This is a genomic window from Lentisalinibacter sediminis (assembly GCF_040706615.1).
GTDB classification, from domain to species: Bacteria; Pseudomonadota; Gammaproteobacteria; order Steroidobacterales; family Woeseiaceae; genus Lentisalinibacter; species Lentisalinibacter sediminis.
This window is the reverse complement of the sequence record NZ_JAPDRF010000003.1, coordinates 764,092-780,381: the sequence shown is the minus strand read 5'-3', so window position 1 is coordinate 780,381 and position 16,290 is coordinate 764,092. Positions and strand designations below refer to the sequence as shown.

The 16,290-nt window shown below is 69.0% G+C and carries 13 protein-coding genes; 12 read left to right on the top strand and 1 reads right to left on the bottom strand.

What is annotated here, in order from left to right:
- Positions 1-7: 7 nt before the first annotated feature.
- Positions 8-379: a lysozyme inhibitor LprI family protein gene (locus tag ACJMKX_RS08530; RefSeq protein WP_405223689.1), complete on the top strand. Its 372-nt coding sequence runs from the start codon at positions 8-10 to the stop codon at positions 377-379.
- 339 nt (positions 380-718) lie between these two features.
- Here ACJMKX_RS08530 and uvrA read toward each other — a convergent pair whose 3' ends face one another.
- Positions 719-3,562, bottom strand: a complete 2,844-nt coding sequence (gene uvrA, locus ACJMKX_RS08525) for an excinuclease ABC subunit UvrA (RefSeq protein ID WP_405223688.1) — start codon at positions 3,560-3,562, stop codon at positions 719-721.
- 108 nt (positions 3,563-3,670) lie between these two features.
- Between uvrA and ACJMKX_RS08520 the strand changes: the two genes are divergently transcribed.
- From ACJMKX_RS08520 to ACJMKX_RS08470, 11 genes are all read left to right on the top strand, one after another.
- Positions 3,671-4,879, top strand: a complete 1,209-nt coding sequence (locus ACJMKX_RS08520) for an MFS transporter (protein WP_405223686.1) — start codon at positions 3,671-3,673, stop codon at positions 4,877-4,879.
- Positions 4,880-4,982: 103 nt separating this feature from the next.
- A complete protein-coding gene (gene ssb / locus ACJMKX_RS08515; RefSeq protein ID WP_405223684.1) occupies positions 4,983-5,426 on the top strand; it encodes a single-stranded DNA-binding protein in 444 nt (147 codons plus the stop codon).
- A 169-nt stretch (positions 5,427-5,595) separates the two neighbouring features.
- On the top strand, positions 5,596-7,308 hold the full coding sequence (locus tag ACJMKX_RS08510; protein WP_405223682.1) for a bifunctional sulfate adenylyltransferase/adenylylsulfate kinase: 1,713 nt from the start codon (positions 5,596-5,598) through the stop codon (positions 7,306-7,308).
- A gap of 24 nt (positions 7,309-7,332) precedes the next feature.
- Positions 7,333-8,682 carry a tRNA (N6-isopentenyl adenosine(37)-C2)-methylthiotransferase MiaB gene (miaB, locus tag ACJMKX_RS08505; RefSeq protein WP_405223680.1) on the top strand — a complete coding sequence of 450 codons (1,350 nt, stop codon included), beginning with the start codon at positions 7,333-7,335 and terminating at the stop codon, positions 8,680-8,682.
- A gap of 68 nt (positions 8,683-8,750) precedes the next feature.
- A complete protein-coding gene (locus ACJMKX_RS08500; RefSeq protein ID WP_405223678.1) occupies positions 8,751-9,755 on the top strand; it encodes a PhoH family protein in 1,005 nt (334 codons plus the stop codon).
- A gap of 20 nt (positions 9,756-9,775) precedes the next feature.
- Positions 9,776-10,273 carry an rRNA maturation RNase YbeY gene (ybeY, locus tag ACJMKX_RS08495; protein ID WP_405223676.1) on the top strand — a complete coding sequence of 166 codons (498 nt, stop codon included), beginning with the start codon at positions 9,776-9,778 and terminating at the stop codon, positions 10,271-10,273.
- A 61-nt stretch (positions 10,274-10,334) separates the two neighbouring features.
- Positions 10,335-11,210 carry an HlyC/CorC family transporter gene (locus ACJMKX_RS08490; protein ID WP_405223674.1) on the top strand — a complete coding sequence of 292 codons (876 nt, stop codon included), beginning with the start codon at positions 10,335-10,337 and terminating at the stop codon, positions 11,208-11,210.
- 34 nt (positions 11,211-11,244) lie between these two features.
- Entirely contained in the window at positions 11,245-12,738 is a 1,494-nt protein-coding gene (gene lnt, locus ACJMKX_RS08485; RefSeq protein WP_405223672.1) for an apolipoprotein N-acyltransferase, read from the top strand.
- Positions 12,739-12,810: 72 nt separating this feature from the next.
- Positions 12,811-15,264: a leucine--tRNA ligase gene (leuS, locus tag ACJMKX_RS08480; protein WP_405223670.1), complete on the top strand. Its 2,454-nt coding sequence runs from the start codon at positions 12,811-12,813 to the stop codon at positions 15,262-15,264.
- Complete coding sequence (locus ACJMKX_RS08475) at positions 15,251-15,763, top strand: LPS-assembly lipoprotein LptE (RefSeq protein ID WP_405223668.1); 513 nt, start codon at positions 15,251-15,253, stop codon at positions 15,761-15,763. The genes leuS and ACJMKX_RS08475 overlap by 14 nt, the downstream gene beginning before the upstream one ends.
- Positions 15,764-15,765: 2 nt before the next feature.
- A complete protein-coding gene (locus tag ACJMKX_RS08470) occupies positions 15,766-16,257 on the top strand; it encodes a hypothetical protein (RefSeq protein ID WP_405223667.1) in 492 nt (163 codons plus the stop codon).
- The last annotated feature ends 33 nt before the right edge of the window (positions 16,258-16,290 follow it).

Here is a 16,290-nt window from a genome sequence, read left to right as displayed (position 1 = left end):
TCGCCCGATGCGCGCCACGCTCATCCTCACGTCGCTCTTGCTGGTGCTGGCAGCCTGTTCGCCCGCCCCGGACGGCGGCGGCGCGGCCGATGATGGCTCGCAGACCGGTATGCCGGACCGCTGCGCGGGTGTCAGCGACCCGGTCGAGCGCGCCGTGTGCGCCGACGTGGACCTGCGCGCGATGGACGCGGACCTCACCCGCCTGTACCAGCGGGCGCTGGCCCGTGCGGATCACACGGCGAAAGCCGCCCTCAGGAACGAACATGCCGCCTGGGAGCGGGGCCTGCGGGACTGCCTCGAGCGGCCCGAGGCCGAGCGCCGCGACTGTCTGGACGAGCGCTACAATGCGCGCCTGGTAGACCTGGCAGCCCGCATGTAGGAGGGCCTTCAGGCCCGACTCGGCTTTCTGTTGGCGTAGGCCCGCCATCGGCTGGGGTGGACTGCTGGGGACGCTCAGTCGGACGTCCTGTCCTCCTTCGCTTCGGCCAGACCTCCTTCCCGCCGTCATGGCTCCAGTCGGCCCGGACGACCCCAGCAGTCCACCCCAGCCGCTGACGGGCCCGTAGCCGAGAGGCTTGGGGCCAGTCAGCAGGCGCTACTGACTGGCGCTTCCTTCACGCCACCGCGAGCACGGCCGTCATGCGGGGGTAACCATCGCCGCGACCTTTTGTCGGGAGCAAGATCGATGCCCCCGCAAGCCGGCCAGGAAAGGCGGGTGTCAGGCCAGACGTTTCTCGCGGCCCTCGGCCAGCAGGGCGCGCAGGTACCGGCCCGTGTGCGACGCCTCCACCTCCGCCACGGCTTCCGGCGTGCCCGCCGCGACGATCTCGCCGCCGCCGTCGCCGCCTTCCGGGCCGAGATCCACGATCCAGTCCGCCGTCTTGATCACGTCCAGGTTGTGCTCGATGACGACGATGGTGTTGCCCCGGTCGCGCAGGCGATGGAGCACCGCGAGCAGCTGGGCGATGTCGTGGAAATGCAGTCCCGTGGTGGGTTCGTCTAGGATGTACAGCGTGGAGCCGGTGTCCCGCTTGGAGAGCTCGCGGGCGAGCTTGATGCGCTGGGCCTCGCCGCCGGACAGCGTGGTCGCGTTCTGCCCCAGGCGCACGTACGACAGGCCCACGTCCATCAGCGTCTGCAGCTTGCGGGCGATGACCGGCACGTTGCGGAAGAATTCCAGGCCGTCTTCCACGGTCATTTCCAGCACCTCGTGGATGTTGCGGCCCTTGTAGCGGATGTCCAGCGTCTCCCGGTTGTAGCGGCGGCCCTCGCAAACGTCGCAGGGCACGTAGATGTCGGGCAGGAAGTGCATCTCCACCTTGATGACGCCGTCGCCCTGGCAGGCCTCGCAGCGCCCGCCCTTCACGTTGAAGCTGAAACGCCCCGCCTGATAGCCCCGCGAGCGTGCCTCCTGGGTGCCGGCGAAGAGTTCGCGGATCGGCGTGAACAGCCCGGTGTAGGTGGCCGGGTTGGAGCGGGGCGTGCGGCCGATCGGGCTCTGGGAGATCTCGATGACCCGGTCGAAGTATTCCAGCCCGTCGATGCCGGCGCAGGGCTCCGGGTCGGTGGCCGCCCGGTTCAGCAATGCCGCGGCGGTCTCGTACAGTGTGCCATTGATGAGCGTGGACTTGCCGGAGCCGGATACGCCGGTGACGCAGGTCATGAGGCCCACCGGCAGGGCGGCCTCGACGTGTTTCAGATTGTTGCCCGTGGCGTCGCGGACCACCAGCTGACGGGCGGCGTCGGGTGCGACGCGGCGGGCGGGCACCTCGATGCGCCGCTGGCCGGAGAGGTACTGGCCGGTGAGGGAGGCCGGATTGCGCCGGATCGCGTCCGGCGGCCCCTCCGCCACCACCCGGCCGCCGTGGACGCCGGCGCCCGGGCCCAGGTCGACGACATGATCGGCGGCGAGGATGGCCTCCTGGTCGTGCTCCACCATGATCACGGTGTTGCCGATGTCCCGCAGGTGGGTGAGGGTGCCGAGGAGCCGCGCATTGTCCCGCTGGTGCAGGCCGATGCTGGGCTCGTCGAGGATGTACATGACGCCCACCAGTCCCGAGCCGATCTGGCTGGCTAGCCGTATGCGCTGTGCCTCGCCGCCGGAGAGCGTGTCGGCGCTGCGGTCCAGCGTGAGGTAGGACAGCCCGACGTCGTCCAGGAAGCCGAGCCGCTCGGCGATCTCCCGGACGATGCGCCCGGCGACCTCGCCGCGCCAGCCCGGCAGCTCCAGCACGCCGAAGAAGGCGCGGGCGTCGCCCACGGCCATGGCCGAGAGGTCGGCGATGCCGCGGTCGGCCACGAAGACGTTGCGCGCGGCCCGGTTCAGCCGCGAGCCGCCGCAGGCAGGACACTGCTGGGTGCTCAGGTACCTGGCGAGCTCCTCGCGGACGGTGGCCGACTCGGTCTCGCGGTAGCGGCGCTCCAGGTTCGGCAGCACGCCTTCGAACGGGTGGCGCTGGCTCACGCTGGCGCCGCGGCTGCTGGTGTAGCTGAACTCGATCTGCTCGTCGCCGCTGCCGTGCAGTATGACGTTGCGCACCGCCTCGGGCAGCTCGCCGAAGGGCGCCTCCACGTCGAAGCCGTAATGGGCGGCGAGGTTGCCGATCATCTGGAAATAATAGGTCGTGCGCCGGTCCCAGCCGCGGATGGCGCCGCCGGCCAGGCTGATGTCCGGGTTGACCACCACCCGGTCCGGGTCGAAGAACTGCTTCACGCCGAGCCCGTCGCAGTCCGGGCAGGCGCCGTGCGGGTTGTTGAAGGAGAACAGCCGGGGTTCCAGCTCGCTCAGGCTGTAGCCGCACTCCCGGCAGGCGTAACGGTCCGAGAACGTGATCTCCTCGCCGTCGCCCGCAAGCGGCACCACCCGCGCCACACCGTCGGCGAGGCCCAGCGCCGTCTCGAAGGATTCGGCCAGCCGCAGCGCGAGGTCGGGGCGGACCTTGAAGCGGTCGACCACCGCCTCGATGGTGTGGCGTCGCCGCGCGTCCAGTGCCGGCGCGTCGGCCAGCTCCAGGATCTCGCCGTCGATGCGGGCGCGCACGAAGCCCTGGGCCTGCAGTTCCTGCAGCATGCGCGCGTGCTCGCCCTTGCGGTTGTCCACCATGGGGGCCAGCAGCGCCAGACGGCTGCCCTCCGGCATCGCCAGGACGTGATCGACCATCTGGCTGACCGTCTGCGCCTCGAGGTCCAGGCCGTGGTCCGGGCAGCGCGGGGTTCCGGCGCGGGCGTAGAGCAGGCGCAGGTAGTCGTAGATCTCGGTGACCGTCCCCACCGTCGAGCGCGGGTTGTGCGAGGTCGACTTCTGCTCGATGGAGATGGCGGGCGACAGACCCTCGATGTGGTCGACGTCCGGCTTCTCCATCATGGAGAGGAACTGGCGCGCATAGGCCGACAGCGACTCCACGTAGCGGCGCTGACCCTCGGCATAGATGGTGTCGAAGGCGAGCGATGACTTACCGGAGCCGCTGAGGCCGGTGAGCACGATCAGCCGGTCGCGGGGCAGCGACAGATCGATGTTCTGCAGGTTGTGCGTCCGTGCGCCGCGTATTTCGATACTGTCCATGGGAGCCGGCGGTGAGCGGGGGTCAACCTGTTAATATACGCCGCCTGCTTCCCGCCGCGCAAAACCGCGGCAGCACGACGGGCCCGCGGCGACAGCACAGGACCGGACATGTCAGACGAACAGACGACCCCGCCCGAAGGGCAGCGAAAACGCATCTCACTCGAGCCGGGGGAGGGCCGCATCATCGGCATGGTCAGCGGCATGGCCATGCTGCGTATGCTCGGCCTGTTTCTCCTGCTGCCGGTGCTCGCGCTCTGGGCCTCCGGCCTGGAGGGGGCCACGCCCATGCTGGTCGGCCTGGCGGTGGGCGGCTACGGAATCACCCAGGCCGTGCTGCAGGTACCGTTCGGCACGCTGTCCGACCGCATCGGCCGCGTGCCGGTCATCGTACTCGGGCTGACCGTCTTCGCCCTGGGCAGCTTCGTCGCGGCCATGAGTCACCATATCCTCGGCGTCATCGCCGGGCGTCTCCTGCAGGGGGCGGGCGCCGTCTCGGCCACGTTGACCGCGCTGCTGGCCGATCACACCCGGGAGGAAATCCGTACCCGCGCCACGGCCATCCTCGGCATCTCCATCGGCAGCTCGTTCCTGATCGCACTGGTGCTCGGCCCGCTGGTGGCCAGCGTGACGGGCGTGCGCGGCCTGTTCTGGCTGGCCGGCATCATGGCGCTGACCGCGCTGGCGCTCGCCACGGTGCTGCCCCGGGCGAAGCCGGGGGCCCATCACGGGGAGCAGCGGCGGCCGGCGGGGCGCCTCACTCCGGGCGTCGCCGCCATCGATGCCTCCATCTTCCTGCTGCACATGATGCTCACGGCCAGCTTCGTGGCGGCGCCGTTCCTGCTGCGCGACGCGCTCGGCGTGCCCATGGAGACCCAGTGGCGTACCTACTTCGCCGCCCTGGCGCTGTCCCTGGTGGCCACAGTGCCCCTGGTATTGCTGGGCGAGAAGGGCCGTGGCAGCTGGATCTTCGTCCTCTCCGTGGGTCTGCTGGCCATCGGCCAGGGCTTGCTGTGGCGGGCGACGGACGGCTGGGTACTGGCCCTGGCGGGGCTGGCGGTCTTCTTCGCCGGGTTCAACTATCTCGAGGCCCGGCTGCCGGCCCGCCTGTCGGTGGTCGCCGGTCCGGACGGCCGGGGCGGTGCGCTGGGGCTGTTCTACACCTCCCAGTTCCTCGGCGCGTTCGCCGGCGGCGTGGTCGGCGGGTGGCTGATGGGCGTGACTGACTACAGCGGCGTGTTCGTCTCGCTCGGTGTCGTCGGCATCGTCTGGCTGCTGGTGACGATCGGCCTTGTTTTCGGGCGTAATCCCGCATTATAGCGGTGGGCATTTGGCGGCCCAGCGCCTACAATAGCTCACCCTCGACGGCGAAGAGCCTGCGCTCCTCGCCGCGGCATCCAACCAAGAAGAGCAGGGGACCCTGATGGCCCGCGGAATCAACAAAGTCATACTGGTCGGCAACCTCGGCCAGGATCCCGACACGCGCTACATGCCGAGCGGCAGCGCGGTCACGAACCTCCGTATCGCGACCAGCGAGCAGTGGAAGGACAAGCAGACGGGTGAGCAGAAGGAGCGCACCGAATGGCACAACGTCGCCATGTTCGGGCGCCTTGCCGAGATCGCCGCCGAGTACCTGCGCAAGGGCTCCCAGGTCTACATCGAGGGCAAGCTGCGCACACGCAAGTGGCAGGACAAGCAGGGCAATGACCGCTGGACCACCGAGGTCATCGCCGACGAGATGCAGATGATGGGCGGCCGTGGCGGTGGTGGCGCGGCGCCGATGTCGTCCCAGGACTCCGGCCCGTCCGGCGGGAATTACCCGGACTCGGGCGGCGGCGAGGAATTCGACGACGATATTCCGTTCTGAGGTCCGCCCCGGAGCGCTGCAGCCCAACCGATACGTCCCCGCGGGGACCAACTGACTCTGTGAGCCCGGTCGCGGCAGCGCGGCGCGGGCTCTGCTACGTTTGCGGGCTGTCCATCGATGCGGTGGACGATCTGCTGATCAATAGTCTTAAGGAAAGAAGGAACCGGAAATGGGAGCCTACAAGGAGCCGCACGGCGGCGAACTGATCGAACTGTACCTGGACGAGGCTGCGGCGGCCGAGGAGAAGAAGCGCGCCCGCGACATGGCGTCCTGGGACCTGACGCCGCGCCAGCTGTGCGACCTCGAGCTGCTGCTGAACGGCGGCTTCTCCCCCCTGACCGGTTTCCTGGACCAGGCGGACTACGAGGGCGTGGTGAAGGACATGCGCCTCGCCTCGGGGGTGCTCTGGCCCATGCCGGTCACCCTGGACGTGAGCGAGGAGTTCGCCGCGGACGTGGCCGAGGGCGACGAGATCGCGCTCCGCGACCAGGAAGGCGTGCTCGTCGCGACGATGAAGGTGGCGAGCCGCTGGACGCCGGACAAGCAGTCCGAGGCGCTGCAGGTCTTCGGCAGCACCGACGAGCTGCACCCCGCGGTGGACTATCTGCTGAACAAGTCCGGGCCGGTCTATCTCGGCGGGCCTCTGCGCGGCGTCGAGGCGCCCACCCACTACGACTTCCGCCATCTGCGCGACACCCCGCGGGAGATGCGCGACCGCTTCCGCAAGCTCGGCTGGCGCAAGGTGGTGGCGTTCCAGACCCGCAACCCGATGCACCGGGCCCACCAGGAACTCACTTTCCGGGCGGCGCGGGAGGTGGAGGCCAACCTGCTCATCCACCCGGTCGTGGGCATGACCAAGCCCGGCGACGTGGACCACTACACCCGGGTGCGCTGCTACGAGCACGTGCTGGGCCAGTACCCGGACCAGACCACGTCCCTCAGTCTGCTGCCGCTGGCCATGCGCATGGGCGGCCCGCGGGAGGCACTGTGGCACGCCATCATCCGCAAGAACTACGGCTGTACCCACTTCATCGTCGGCCGTGATCATGCCGGACCGGGCAAGGACAGCCAGGGGAACGACTTCTACGGTCCCTACGACGCCCAGACCCTGTTCCGCGAACACGAGCAGGAACTCGGCATCTCCATGGTGCCGTTCCGCCTGATGGTTTACGCGGAGAACCGGGCCCAGTACATGCCGCTGGACGAGACCACCGACCAGGACAACGTGCTGAACATCTCCGGCACCGAACTGCGCCGGCGGCTGCAGGAAGGCCTGGAGATACCGGACTGGTTCTCGTTCCCGGAGGTCGTCGCGGAACTGCGCCGCACCCACCCGCCCCGTCACCGGCAGGGCTTCACCGTGTTCATGACCGGGCTTTCGGGCTCTGGCAAATCCACCATCGCGAATGCGCTGATGGTGAAGCTGCTGGAGGCCGGCGGCCGGCCGGTGACGCTGCTCGACGGCGACATCGTGCGCAAGAACCTCTCCAGCGAGCTCGGCTTCTCGAAGGAGCACCGGGATCTGAACATCCTGCGCATCGGCTACGTGGCCAGCGAGATCACCAAGAACGGCGGCATCGCCATCTGCGCGCCCATCGCACCCTACACGCGCACCCGCCGCGAGGTGCGCCAGCTGATCGAGCCGCTCGGCGGTTTCGTCGAGGTGCACGTCGCCACGCCGCTGGAGATCTGCGAGGAGCGCGACCGCAAGGGGCTCTACGCCAAGGCCCGGGCCGGCATCATCAAGGAGTTCACCGGCATCAGCGACCCCTACGAGGAGCCGGAGGCACCGGAGATTCGCCTCGACACGCAGGAGATGACGCCGGACCTGGCGGCCCACCGCATCCTGGTGGTCCTCGAAAGCCTGGGTTTCTTGCGCTAGGATTCCTGCGCTAGGATCGACGCCATGACCGGCAGGCTCTACATCAGCACCTACGGCTGCCAGATGAACGAGTACGACTCCGACAAGATGGCGGACGTGCTGCGGGAGTCCCATGGTCTCGCGCTGACGGACGACCCGTCGGAGGCCGACGTACTGCTGGTCAACACCTGCTCCATCCGCGAGAAGGCCCAGGAGAAGACCTTCTCCGAGATCGGGCGCTGGAAGCGGCTGAAGGCGGAGCGCCCGGAGCTGGTGATCGGCGTCGGCGGCTGCGTGGCCAGCCAGGAGGGCGACGCCGTGATCCGCCGGGCCCCTTACGTGGACATGGTATTCGGTCCGCAGACATTACATCGGCTGCCCGATATGCTCGAGCGGGTGCGCCGCTCCGGCGAGCCGGTGGTGGACGTGTCATTCCCCGAGATCGAGAAGTTCGACCGCCTGCCCGAGCCCCGGGCAGAGGGTCCCACGGCCTTCGTCTCGGTGATGGAAGGCTGCAGCAAGTACTGCTCCTTCTGCGTCGTGCCCTACACCCGTGGTGAGGAGATCAGCCGGCCGTTCGACGACGTCATCGTCGAGGTGGCGCAGCTCGCGGACAAGGGCGTGCGGGAGGTGAACCTGCTCGGGCAGAACGTGAACGCCTATCGGGGTGCCATGCACGACGGCACCACCGCCGATCTGGCCACCCTGATCCATTACGTGGCCGCGGTCGAGGGCATCGAGCGCATCCGCTTCACCACCTCGCATCCGGTGGAGTTCACCGATTCCCTGATCCGCGCCTACGCCGAGGTGCCGAAGCTCGCGTCGTACCTGCACCTGCCGGTGCAGAGCGGCTCGGACCGGGTGCTCGCGCTGATGAAGCGCGGCCACACCGCGCTGGAGTATCGGCAGAAGATCCGTCGGCTGCGCGAGGCCCGGCCCGGCATCTCGGTCTCCTCGGACTTCATCGTCGGCTTCCCCGGTGAGACGGACGCGGATTTCGAGGCCACGATGAGACTCATCGCCGACGTGGGCTTTGACCAGTCCTTCAGCTTCATCTACAGCGCGCGGCCGGGCACGCCGGCGGCCTCGCTGCCGGACGAGGTCACCGCCGAGGAGAAGAAGCGCCGTCTCGCGCTGCTGCAGGCGCGCATCAACCAGCAGGCGGCGGCGATCAGCGAGGCGATGGTCGGCACGACCCAGCGGGTACTGGTCGAGCGACGCGCCCGCCGCCATAGCGGGCAGGTGGCCGGCCGCACCGAGAACATGCGCTGGGTGAACTTCGACGGCGACGACTCTCTCATCGGCCGGTTCGTCGACCTGCAGATCACCGAGGCCATGCCCAATTCGCTGCGCGGACGCGTGGTCGCGCCGCCGGCCCGGCGCCGGGCTTCCTGACTTCCCCTCGTCATGAGGAGGGGTTAGGCTAGAAACCTGTCAACTCGAACCGGGAGTCTCCACTTCTCTTGGAATCCGTAAACGAAGCCAGGGACCTCGTCCTGGAGCCCGCCGACAACAACCGTCTGGCCAACCTCTGCGGCCAGTTCGACGAACACCTGAGACAAATCGAACGCCGACTGGGCGTGGAGATCGCCAACCGTGGCAATCGCTTCCGGGTGGTGGGCCAGCCGGGTGCGGCTCGCGCCGGCGAGCAGGTGCTGCAGGAGTTGTTCCGCCTGACGGGGAGTGAGCACCTGGACCCGCACCGGGTGCACATCTGTCTGCAGGAATCCGCGATGGAGGCGCGCGAAGCGCCCGCAGAGGAGGACGCCGGCACGGAGGCGCCCGCCCGGGAGCAGTCGGAGGAGACGCTGATCAAGACGCCGCGCAAGCGCATCCGCGCGCGCGGCCCCAACCAGCGGCACTACCTGGTGCAGATCCGGGAGAACGATCTCGCCTTCGGCATCGGCCCCGCCGGCACCGGCAAGACCTACCTGGCCGTGGCCGCCGCCATCGAGGCGCTGGAGCGTGACGAGGTGCGCCGCATCGTGCTGGTGCGCCCGGCCGTGGAAGCGGGAGAACGGCTCGGCTTCCTGCCCGGCGACATGTCCCAGAAGGTCGACCCGTACCTCCGCCCCATGTACGACGCCCTGTACGAGATGATGGGTTTCGAGCGCGTGGGCCGGCTGGTGGAACGCAATGTCATCGAGGTGGCGCCGCTCGCCTTCATGCGCGGGCGCTCACTGAACGAGTCCTTCGTGCTGCTGGACGAGGCGCAGAATACCTCCGCCGCCCAGATGAAGATGTTTCTGACCCGCATCGGCTTCGGTTCCCGCGCGGTGGTGACCGGCGACGTCACCCAGATCGACCTGCCGAAGGGGCAGCTGTCGGGTCTGCGCCACGTCATGGATGTGCTGCGCGGGGTCGAGGGCATCGGCTTCAGCTACTTCACCGCCGCCGACGTGGTCCGTCATCCGCTGGTGCAGCGCATCGTGGAAGCCTACGACGTTCACGGCGACGGCGACCTGTAGTCGCGGCAAGAGGCCTCGCCATGTCTCTCGCGCTGGTCAGACAGCTGGCCCTCGACGGCGATGACGGCCGCGCTGATGCGGCCGCCGCGGGCATCCCGGGCCGGGGCGCACTCCGGCGCTGGGCCGAGGCGGCGCTGCGTCGCGCGGGTCTCGAGGCGGACGCGCGGGAGCTGACGGTACGCATCGTCGGCGAGTGCGAGAGCCGGGAGCTGAACGCGGGCTGGCGCGGCAAGGACCGCCCGACCAACGTGCTGGCGTTCCCCGGTGGCGAGCCGGGTCTGCCCGGCGAGGTGGATTATCCGCTGGGCGATCTCGTGGTCTGCGCGCCGGTGGTGGCGCGGGAGGCGGCCGAGCAGGGCAAGACGGCGGAGAGCCACTGGTGTCACATGATCGTCCACGGGACGCTCCATCTCGCGGGCTACGACCATCAGACGCCGGACGAGGCCGTCCGCATGGAAGGCCTCGAACGGGAGATCCTCGCGGAACTGGGCCATCCGGACCCTTATCGGGAGGATTGAAATCCGTGGACACTGCTACAATATCCAGCTCGGCGCGATCTGCGCCGCCTCTATCGGAATCATGACGGAAGACAAACCTCCCAGTAGCAACGGCTCCGAGCCGCCCGGTCTGTTCAATCGCCTGCTGAAGGCGCTGCGGGGCGAGCCCAGGGGCCGTGAAGAGATCCTCAACATCATCAAGGACGCCCAGGCGGGGGACATATTCGACCCCGAGGAGCAGGCCATGCTCGAGGGCGTCCTGGAAGTCTCCGCCACCCAGGTGCGGGACGTGATGATCCCGCGTTCCCAGATGGTGATCCTGGAGAAGGACCGGCCCGTCGAGGAGATGCTGAAGATCATCATCGAATCCGGGCACTCCCGTTTCCCTGTCATCGGCGAGGACCGTGACGAGGTGCTCGGGATCCTGCTCGCCAAGGATCTGCTGCGCTTCGTCGGCCAGGCCGAGTACTCCAGCGAGGACATCGTCCGCTGGCTGCGGCCGGCCGTCTTCATCCCGGAGGCGAAGCGCCTGAACACGCTGCTGAAGGAATTCCGGGCGAGCCACAACCACATGGCCATCGTGGTGGACGAGTACGGCGGCGTGTCGGGGCTCGCCACCATCGAGGACGTGCTGGAGGAGATCGTCGGCGAGATCGACGACGAGCACGACCCGGAGGAGATGCCCTACATCCAGGAGGCGGGCGAGAAGGGCGGCCGCCCGGTGTACGCCGTGCGGGCGCTGACGCGCATTGAGGACTTCAACGAGCACTTCGATACGGAATTCAACGACGACGACTACGACACCGTGGGCGGTCTGGTCATGCACGAACTCGGCCACCTGCCGCGCCGCTCCGAAGCCATCGAGTACGGGGGCTACCGATTCACGGTGACCCGGGCGGACCGCCGGCGCATCGACCTGCTGGAGGTGTCGCCGCTCGCCGAGGCCGGGGGCGAGTAGCCCCGCCCCGGGACCGTCCCGCACGTCGTCCGGCATGCGAGAGGCCCTGCAAGCGGCGTCCGGCTATCCCCGACTCCTGAGCCTGGGGGCGGGACTCACGCTGCCGCTGGCCTTCGCGCCTTTCGGCTGGTGGTGGTATGCGCCACTGGTCGTCGCCGCTGGCGCCGCGCTGTGGCCCGGCCGCAGCCCGCGCCGGGCCGCCGCCGCCGGCTTCGCCTTCGGCGCAGGCGCCTTCCTCTCCGGCACCTATTGGCTCTACATCTCCATCACCATCTTCGGCGGCGCACCGGCGGCGCTGTCCGTGTTCCTCATGCTCGGGCTGGTGCTGATCATGGCGGCGTACTATGCGGGCACCGCCTGGCTCGTCGCGCGCCTGACCGGCCGCGACATCCGCCACGTGCTGTGGCTGCTGCCGGCGGCATGGGTGGCGATGGAGTGGCTGCGCGGCTGGCTGCTGAGCGGATTCCCCTGGCTTTCGCTGGGCTACAGCCAGACCGATGGCCCCCTGGCCGGTTTCGTCCCCGTCGGCGGTGTCTATGGCGCGAGCCTCGCCGTGGCTGTGCTGGCGGCGGCGCTGATCGTGCTGGTGCGCGAGCCCCGCTGGCGCGTGCCGGTCGCGGCGCTCGTCGTCGCCGTGCCTGCCGTCGGTGCCGGACTCGCCCGCATCGAGTGGACCGCTGCCGACGGGGAGCCCCTGCGCGCCTCCCTGGTGCAGGGAGCGATCACCCAGGACCGCAAGTGGCTGCCGGAAGAGCGGGCACCGACGCTCGCCCTGTACCGCCGGCTGACACTGGCCGAGGCGGACGCTGACATCGTCGTCTGGCCCGAGGTGGCGGTGCCCGCGGAGACGAGCCAGGTGGCCGGCTATCTCGCGGACATGGATCGGGTCATGGAGGCGCGTGACGCCTCGCTGCTGCTCGGCATCATGGACTACGACGAGGCGCTGGGCGGCTACAGCAACAGCGTCCTGCTGCTGGGCCCCGGCGAGGGGATCTATCGCAAGCGGCACCTGGTGCCTTTCGGCGAATACTTCCCGGTGCCCGACTTCATCCGCGAGTGGATGCGGTTGATGAGCCTGCCCTATACGGACACGGCGGCTGGCCCGCCGCGCCCGGAACTGCTGCAGGCGGCCGGCGAAAAGGTGGCCCTGACCATCTGCTACGAGGACGCCTTCGGTGCCGAGCAGCTCTATGCGCTGCCCGAGGCGACGCTGCTCGTGAATGTCAGCAACGACGCCTGGTTCGGCGATTCCATCGCGCCCCATCAGCATCTGCAGATCGCCCGCCTGCGCAGCCTGGAGACCGGCCGCTGGCAGCTGCGCGCCACCAACACCGGCGTGACCGCGTTCATCGATTCCCGCGGTCGCATCCACTCGCGCTCGCCCCAGTTCGAGACGGCGGTGCTGCGGACGCGGGTGCAGCCCCGCACCGGGCTCACGCCCTACGCCGCGGCCGGCAACTGGCCGGTGGTGGGCTTGTGCCTCGCACTGCTCGCGGCGGCAGCACTGGCCGCCCGGCGGCGCCGCTGACGGCGGTACCGGCCGCCGGGTGCCTCATGTATCCTTGCCGGTCCTGAACGGGTTGGCTGAAGACGGCAGACGATGGACAGCAATTACAGGCCGGAAGCGATAGAGCCGGCCGCCCAGCGCTACTGGGAAGAGCACCGGTGTTTCGAGGTGGACGAGGATCCCGGCCGGGACAAGTTCTACTGCCTCACCATGTTCCCCTATCCCAGCGGGCGCCTGCACATGGGCCACGTCCGCGTCTTCACCATCTCCGACGTGATCGCCCGCTACCAGCGCATGCAGGGTCGCCACGTGCTGCAGCCCATGGGCTGGGACGCCTTCGGCATGCCCGCCGAGAACGCAGCCATCAAGAACGACGTGCCGCCGGCGGAATGGACCTACCGGAACATCGACTACATGCGCGGCCAACTGCAGCGGCTCGGCTACGCCTACGACTGGCGGCGCGAGGTCACCACCTGCCGGCCCGAGTACTACCGCTGGGAGCAGTGGCTGTTCACGAAGCTGTTCGAGAAGGGGCTGGTGTACCGCAGGAACTCGGTGGTGAACTGGGATCCGGTGGACCAGACCGTGCTCGCCAACGAACAGGTCATCGACGGCCGGGGCTGGCGTTCCGGCGCGCTGGTGGAGCGCCGGGAGATTCCCCAGTGGTTCATGAAGATCACGGCCTACGCCGACGAGTTGCTGGAGGCGCTGGATGGCCTGGACGGCTGGCCGGAGCCGGTGAAGGTGATGCAGCGCAACTGGATCGGCCGTTCCGAGGGCGTGGAGATCGCCTTCCGCGTGCCCGGTGAGGAGGCGCCACTCACGGTCTACACCACCCGCCCGGACACGCTCATGGGCGTCACCTACATGGCGGTGGCGGCGGAACACCCGCTGGCGGTCAAGGCGGCCGAGGGCGATGCGACGCTGCAGGCATTCCTGGCCGAATGCCGCTCCAGCCATGCCGCCGAAGCTGCCATGGAGACGATGGAGAAGAAGGGCATGCCGCTCGGCATCTCCGCCATCCATCCGTTCACGGGCGAGGAAGTGCCGCTGTGGGTCGCGAACTTCGTGCTGATGGGCTACGGCACCGGTGCCGTGATGGCCGTGCCCGGCCACGACCAGCGCGACTGGGACTTTGCCCGCAAGCACGGTCTGTCCATCCGCCAGGTCATCCGTCCGGCCGACGGCTCGGAGGCGGACATGGACGCGGGCGCCTTCACCGAGTACGGCATCGTGGTCAACTCCGGCGACTACGACGGCATGGACTTCCGTCAGGCCTTCGATGCCATCGCGGACCGACTCGAGGCGGAGGGCATCGGCCGGCGCACGGTGAACTACCGGCTGCGCGACTGGGGCGTCTCCCGCCAGCGCTACTGGGGGACGCCCATACCGATCATCTACTGCGGCGAGTGCGGCGCCGTGCCGGTGCCGGAGGCCGACCTGCCGGTGGTGCTCCCGGAGGACGTGACCATCACCGGCGCGGGCTCGCCGCTGAAGGACATGCCGGAGTTCGTCGAGGCCGAGTGCCCGAAGTGCGGGGCTGCCGCGCGGCGGGAGACGGACACCTTCGACACCTTCGTCGAGTCCTCCTGGTATTTCTCCCGCTACACCTGCCCGGACGCGGACGCCATGCTGGACGAGCGCGAGGCCTACTGGATGCCGGTGGACCAGTACACCGGCGGCATCGAGCATGCCATCCTGCATCTGCTCTATGCGCGTTTCTTCCAGAAGCTGATGCGCGACTGCGGCCTGTCCGCTGCCGACGAGCCGTTCACCAACCTGCTCACCCAGGGAATGGTGCTGAAGAACGGCGTGAAGATGTCGAAGTCGGCGGGCAACACCGTGGACCCCCAGGAACTGCTGGAGCGCTACGGCGCCGACACGGTGCGGCTGTTCATGATGTTCACCGCGCCGCCGGATCAGGCGCTGGAGTGGTCGGACTCCGGCGTGGCCGGCGCCAACCGCTTCCTGAAGCGCCTGTGGAAGACGGTGTACGAGCATCTGCCTGCCGATCCGGTCGGGGACGGCGGCGAGGCTGGCGATGAGACCTGCGCGGCGGCAACCGCGCTGCGACGCAAGCTGCACGAGACCATCGCGAAAGTGAGCGACGACGTCGGGCGTCGCTACACTTTCAACACGGCAGTGGCAGCCGTGATGGAGTTGCTGAACGCCATCAATCGCGCCGAGGGCGACGAACCGGCACTGCGGGCCGTACGTCAGGAGGCGCTGGAGGCCATCGTGCTGATGCTCTCGCCCATCGTGCCGCACGTCACCCACGAGCTCTGGCAGGCGCTCGGCCACGAATCGGCGCTGGTGGAACAGCCCTGGCCTGCGGTGGACGAGTCCGCCCTGGCACAGGACACCATCGAGGTAGTCGTGCAGGTCAACGGCCGTCTGCGCGCACGCGTGAGCGTGCCGGCGGATGCCGACAAGGACGCCGTTGTCCAGCGCGCGATGACGGACGACAACGTGCGGCGTCACACCGAGGGCAAGACCATCCGCAAGACCATCTACGTGCCGGGCAAGCTGGTCAATGTGGTGGTCTGAGCGGCTCCTCGCCCGATTGCCGGCCCGGTTGCCGGCCCTCCTGCCGGTGCTCGTGCTGGCCGGCTGCGGCTTCCAGCTGCAGGGCAGCGAGAGCCTGCCGCCCGAGATCGCGCGTATCTACATCAGCTCCGCCGATCGCTACACGGCGTTCCACCGCGCGCTGGGGACCACCCTGGAGGCGCGGGGGGTGGAGGTGACGGACGACCCGGCCCTCGCATCTGCCGTGCTCGACATCTCCCGGGACGAGACGGGGCAGCGGGTGCTGTCGGTGTCCGCCCGCAACGTCCCGCGCGAGTTCGAGGTCTACTACACCGTGGAGTATTCGGTGCGCACCACCGAGGGCACGGTGCTGGAGCCCCAGCGCATCACGCTCACCCAGGACTACACCTGGGAGGAGACGCAGGTGCTCGGCAAGCGGCGCGAGGAGGAGATGTTGCGTAGCGCCCTGATCCGCGACCTCGTCCGTCAGGTGGTGCGTCAGCTCGCCAGCATCGACTGAGCATGCTGCGCTGCGCCGACCTCGCGGACGCGGCCATCCGCGCCCTGTTCGCACCCTACCGCCTGCGCACCGAGCGAGTGCCGGACGGCAGCCCGATACCTGGCAGCTACTGGGGCGAGCCGGAGGCCGGGCTCGTGCGCCGCACGCTCTACTACCGGGGCGACACGCCGGTGCACTCGCTGCTGCACGAGGGCGCGCACTACGTCTGCCTGTCGCCCGCACGCCGCGCCGGCCTGCACACGGATGCCGGCGGTGACGATCTCGAGGAATGCGCGGTCTGCTATCTCCAGGTGCTCCTCGCCGATGCGCTGACCGGCGTCGAGCGCGACCGCCTGTTGGCCGACATGGACGCCTGGGGCTACAGTTTCCGGCTCGGCAGCGCCGGCGCCTGGTTCCGTGAGGACGCCGCGGATGCACGGCAGTGGCTGCGCCGCGAAGGGCTCGTGGACGGGCACGGGCGGCCGCGTCCGGTGCTGCGCGGGGCGGCAAGTTGAGGCAGGCCGCGGGGCGGCCCGGCGGAAGAACCC

Excerpts from the sequence above, each read along its gene's own strand:
- ACJMKX_RS08510 (WP_405223682.1), top strand. The coding sequence starts at position 5,596 with ATGGGAGCCTACAAGGAGCCGCACGGCGGCGAACTGATCGAACTGTAC.
- ACJMKX_RS08530 (WP_405223689.1), top strand. The coding sequence starts at position 8 with ATGCGCGCCACGCTCATCCTCACGTCGCTCTTGCTGGTGCTGGCAGCC.
- ssb (WP_405223684.1), top strand. The coding sequence starts at position 4,983 with ATGGCCCGCGGAATCAACAAAGTCATACTGGTCGGCAACCTCGGCCAG.
- miaB (WP_405223680.1), top strand. The coding sequence starts at position 7,333 with ATGACCGGCAGGCTCTACATCAGCACCTACGGCTGCCAGATGAACGAG.
- ACJMKX_RS08470 (WP_405223667.1), top strand. The coding sequence starts at position 15,766 with ATGCTGCGCTGCGCCGACCTCGCGGACGCGGCCATCCGCGCCCTGTTC.
- ybeY (WP_405223676.1), top strand. The coding sequence starts at position 9,776 with ATGTCTCTCGCGCTGGTCAGACAGCTGGCCCTCGACGGCGATGACGGC.
- leuS (WP_405223670.1), top strand. The coding sequence starts at position 12,811 with ATGGACAGCAATTACAGGCCGGAAGCGATAGAGCCGGCCGCCCAGCGC.
- lnt (WP_405223672.1), top strand. The coding sequence starts at position 11,245 with ATGCGAGAGGCCCTGCAAGCGGCGTCCGGCTATCCCCGACTCCTGAGC.
- ACJMKX_RS08475 (WP_405223668.1), top strand. The coding sequence starts at position 15,251 with ATGTGGTGGTCTGAGCGGCTCCTCGCCCGATTGCCGGCCCGGTTGCCG.
- ACJMKX_RS08520 (WP_405223686.1), top strand. The coding sequence starts at position 3,671 with ATGTCAGACGAACAGACGACCCCGCCCGAAGGGCAGCGAAAACGCATC.
- ACJMKX_RS08490 (WP_405223674.1), top strand. The coding sequence starts at position 10,335 with ATGACGGAAGACAAACCTCCCAGTAGCAACGGCTCCGAGCCGCCCGGT.
- uvrA (WP_405223688.1), bottom strand. The coding sequence starts at position 3,562 with ATGGACAGTATCGAAATACGCGGCGCACGGACGCACAACCTGCAGAAC.